The organism is Bacillus sp. FG16 (assembly GCF_057809515.1).
Window position 1 is genome coordinate 1 of sequence record NZ_JBMDKC010000207.1, and the last position, 3,000, is coordinate 3,000.

Here is a 3,000-nt window from a genome sequence, read left to right on the forward strand (position 1 = left end):
GAACAAGTGGTTTAGGTGTTTTGATAGGTGTCCCGTTTTCAGGGTTCACTTCATATGTGGACTTGGTGTTTTATCTATAAATTAAAGATCACCTTGCTCCTCATCACCACGAACAACAAGGACATCGCATTTCGCATAGCGAATAATATGTTCAGAGACGCTACCGATTAGGAAGCGTTCAACAGCATTTAAACCAGTCGCACCACACATAATTAAATCTACTTTATGGTTTGGAGCGATTTCTTTTGAAATTTTAGATTTAGGGTTACCAAATTCTAATACAGTTTCAATTTTTTCAAGACCAGCTTCAAGCGCAGTTTTTTTGTAGTCTTCTAATAAGTCTTCTGCAAATAGATTTGCACGTTCAGCAATTGCACGGCTATAAGCCTCTACTGCTGAGTATGCTTTTACATCAACGATATGAGCAATTGTTAATGTTGCATTGTTGCGCTTTGCGACTTGAATTGCTTTTTTAAAAGCTTTTTCTGCTTCTTTAGAACCATCCACCGCGATTAAAATATTTGTATATGTATTATTCATAGTAAATTCCTCCCAATCTGTTTTATAACTGTTTACAACTTAATTATAAAACAAATTTTGGTAACGTGCTTGCCAGAAACGTTACAGAATTTTGAAAACTCTGTTTCAATTCATTTTAGTTGTAATTGGAGCGAGAACTTGTTACATATGAAGTATAGCAATTTAAAAGGAGGCAGTTTTGTGAGACACGCGCTCATTACAGCCGGTACGAAAGGTTTAGGAAAGCAAGTAACAGAAAAATTATTGGCTAAAGGATATTCAGTAACAGTAACGTATCATAGCGATATAGCGGCTATGGAAACGATGAAAGAAACATATAAAGATGTGGAAGAGCGTCTACAATTCGTGCAAGCGGATGTCACTAAAAAGGAAGATTTACATAAAATAGTAGAAGAAGCGATGAGCCGTTTTGGCAAAATTGACTTTTTAATTAATAATGCTGGTCCATATGTATTTGAACGAAAAAAGTTAGTTGATTATGAAGAAGATGAATGGAATGAAATGATTCAGGGAAATTTAACAGCGGTATTTCATTTATTAAAACTTGTCGTTCCGGTCATGAGAAAACAGAACTTTGGCCGTATTATTAATTACGGATTTCAAGGGGCGGATAGTGCACCGGGATGGATTTATCGCTCAGCTTTTGCGGCAGCGAAAGTAGGACTTGTTTCATTAACGAAAACAGTTGCTTATGAAGAAGCGGAGTTTGGTATTACTGCGAACATGGTATGTCCTGGTGATATTATTGGCGATATGAAAGAGGCTACTATTCAAGAAGCACGTCAGCTGAAAGAGCATAACACACCGATTGGTAGATCTGGAACAGGTGAAGATATTGCAAGAACCATTTCGTTTTTATGTGAGGACGATTCCGATATGATTACCGGTACAATTATCGAAGTGACTGGTGCAGTGGATGTTATTCATAGACATCGATAGAATAAAATATGATGAAGTTTCGAATAATTGGACAGTTTATCCATTGTGCTGATAGGTGCGGATAATACTGTCCTTTAATATAAAATTAAATCTATCGGAAAACTTGTATTATTTTTTTGTCAAATATTGAGATATTATGTTAAAATATAAGAGCGTAGAAAGCGCTTTAAAAAATGATTCAGGGGTCATTTCATAACTCAAGGGGGAACTAATCATGCGTATCGGTATTCCAACAGAAATTAAAAACAATGAAAACCGTGTGGCAATGACGCCAGCGGGAGCAGTACATTTAGTACAAAATGGTCATGAAGTTTTTGTTCAAAAAGGAGCAGGTTTAGGATCTGGCTTTACGGATGAAGAATACGTACAAGCTGGTGCGAAACTTGTAGAAACTGCTGAAGAAGCATGGAATCAAGATATGGTTATGAAGGTAAAAGAGCCAGTAGCAAGTGAATACGGCTATTTCCGTGAAGGTTTAATTTTATTCACATACTTACACTTAGCTCCAGAGCCAGAATTAACGAAAGCATTAATCGATAACAAAGTTGCATCAATCGCATACGAAACAGTACAATTAGACAATCGTTCTTTACCATTACTTGCACCTATGAGTGAAGTAGCTGGTCGTATGTCTGCACAAATCGGTGCACAATTCCTTGAGAAAAACAAAGGCGGTAAAGGTATTTTACTTGCAGGCGTTCCAGGGGTAAAACGCGGCAAAGTAACAATCATCGGCGGTGGTCAAGCTGGTACAAATGCAGCTAAGATTGCAGTAGGTTTAGGTGCAGATGTAACAATCATCGACTTAAGTGCAGAACGTCTTCGTCAATTAGATGATATTTTCGGTAACCAAGTAAAAACATTAATGTCTAATCCATACAACATTGCAGAAGCTGTTAAAGAATCTGACCTTGTTATTGGAGCAGTATTAATTCCAGGTGCAAAAGCGCCAAAACTTGTAACGGAAGAAATGATTCAATCAATGGAACCAGGTTCTGTCGTTGTAGATATCGCGATTGACCAAGGTGGTATTTTCGAAACAACTGACCGTATTACAACTCACGACAACCCAACTTACGAAAAACATGGCGTTGTTCATTATGCAGTTGCTAATATGCCAGGTGCGGTTCCACGTACATCAACTCTTGCATTAACTAACGTAACAGTACCATATGCAGTGCAAATTGCTAACAAAGGCTATAAAGATGCTTGTTTAGGCAACACTGCATTACTAAAAGGTATTAACACATTAGATGGTTATGTAACATTCGAAGCAGTTGCAGAAGCTCACGGCTTACAATACGCTGATGCGAAAGAGCTACTTGAAAAAGCTCCTGCTTTATCATAATAGAAATACATTTGAGACCTTCCTTTTCATAAGGAGGGTCTTTTTTATATGGGGAAATAACATGTGAATAATTGTTATTTATCCCGCATTAACGGGCAGTAAGACCCCCACCCAAAAATTCAGCGGAAGCAAAGAAGTTAGGTGGGGGATCAACTGCCCGTAAAAGCCCGATT

Annotated in this window: 3 protein-coding genes; 2 read left to right on the top strand and 1 reads right to left on the bottom strand. The window is 37.7% G+C overall.

Annotated elements, in window-relative coordinates; all coding sequences use genetic code 11:
* Window positions 1–81 precede the first annotated feature (81 nt).
* Window positions 82–540, bottom strand: a complete 459-nt coding sequence (locus tag ACODS7_RS31565) for a universal stress protein (protein ID WP_001066672.1) — start codon at window positions 538–540, stop codon at window positions 82–84.
* 147 nt (window positions 541–687) lie between these two features.
* On the opposite strand from ACODS7_RS31565, the gene ACODS7_RS31570 reads away from it, so the two are divergent.
* On the top strand, window positions 688–1,479 hold the full coding sequence (locus tag ACODS7_RS31570) for an SDR family oxidoreductase (protein ID WP_043315804.1): 792 nt from the start codon (window positions 688–690) through the stop codon (window positions 1,477–1,479).
* Between the two features lie 214 nt (window positions 1,480–1,693).
* Window positions 1,694–2,827, top strand: coding sequence for an alanine dehydrogenase (gene ald, locus ACODS7_RS31575; RefSeq protein WP_001219402.1), 1,134 nt, complete (start codon window positions 1,694–1,696; stop codon window positions 2,825–2,827).
* Window positions 2,828–3,000 lie beyond the last annotated feature (173 nt).

Excerpts from the sequence above, each read along its gene's own strand:
- ACODS7_RS31565 (WP_001066672.1), bottom strand. The coding sequence starts at position 540 with ATGAATAATACATATACAAATATTTTAATCGCGGTGGATGGTTCTAAA.
- ACODS7_RS31570 (WP_043315804.1), top strand. The coding sequence starts at position 688 with ATGAAGTATAGCAATTTAAAAGGAGGCAGTTTTGTGAGACACGCGCTC.
- ald (WP_001219402.1), top strand. The coding sequence starts at position 1,694 with ATGCGTATCGGTATTCCAACAGAAATTAAAAACAATGAAAACCGTGTG.